Origin of the sequence: Pelomonas parva (genome assembly GCF_043555835.1) — a bacterium.
GTDB lineage: Bacteria > Pseudomonadota > Gammaproteobacteria > Burkholderiales > Burkholderiaceae_C > Pelomonas > Pelomonas parva.
Genome location: NZ_JBIGHV010000030.1, coordinates 1 through 831 on the forward strand (window position 1 = coordinate 1; position 831 = coordinate 831).

Consider the following 831-nt stretch of genomic DNA (forward strand, 5'->3'; position numbering starts at 1 on the left):
GTTGGGCGTGGATACGCTCGGCGCGCTGCAGCCACACGTCGAGCTGCGCCTGCACGGCCTGGGAGAGCGTCGTCATCTTGCGCCGCACCTCGCGCAGCAGCACCCCGAGGATGGTGCGCTGGCGGCGCAGCACCTGGCGCAGCCGCTTGAACTGCTTGGCGTGGGCATAGCCACCGGCCCGACGGCGAAGCGCGCGGCCTTCGCGCTCGTGCGTCATCTTGAGCTTCAGGCCGGCTCGTTGAGCCAGCCGCGCGATCTTCTCGCGCGCCACCTCCAGCAAGCGGCTGTCGGTGGGGTGGGCGATGGCCTTCTCCTGCACGGTGGAGTCCACGATCACGCGCTCGAACTCGGCAGGCTTGACAGCCTTGATCGCCAGCGCGGTCTCGATGGTGGTCTTGAGCAACTGCTCGACGCCGGCCTCGCCCAGCACGCGGCGAAAGCGCCCGATCTGCGTGGCATCGCACGGCAGCTTGGCCTGGTAGTAGTCCATGCCACTGAAGAGCTGCCAGACGACGTTCTCGCTCCAGCGCTCCACCACCGACTCGTCGCTCTCGTTGAAGGCGTGCTTGAGGTACAGCAGCGAGACCATGAGCCGGATGGGCAGGCGTGGCCGCCCAGCTCGGCTCACGCCGCCGGCGGCCACATAGGCCGTGGTGCCGAACAGGTCGGCGTCGGCCATCAACTTCCCCGAGCGGGCCTTGCGTGCGAACAGCGGCGCAAGCGTGGACTCGATCTGCGCCCAGGGCATGCGGCGGGCCAGCACTGCCAGCGGGTGGCGTGGGTCCACCATGCCGTCCAGCCGCGCCCTGAAGAAGTCGTCCGTGGCCATCG

Annotated in this window: 1 protein-coding gene; it reads right to left on the bottom strand. The window is 69.2% G+C overall.

The window, feature by feature from the left end:
• On the bottom strand, positions 1-829 hold an 829-nt coding region (locus ACG00Y_RS28780; RefSeq protein WP_394485088.1), incomplete at its 3' end, for an IS5 family transposase.
• Positions 830-831 lie beyond the last annotated feature (2 nt).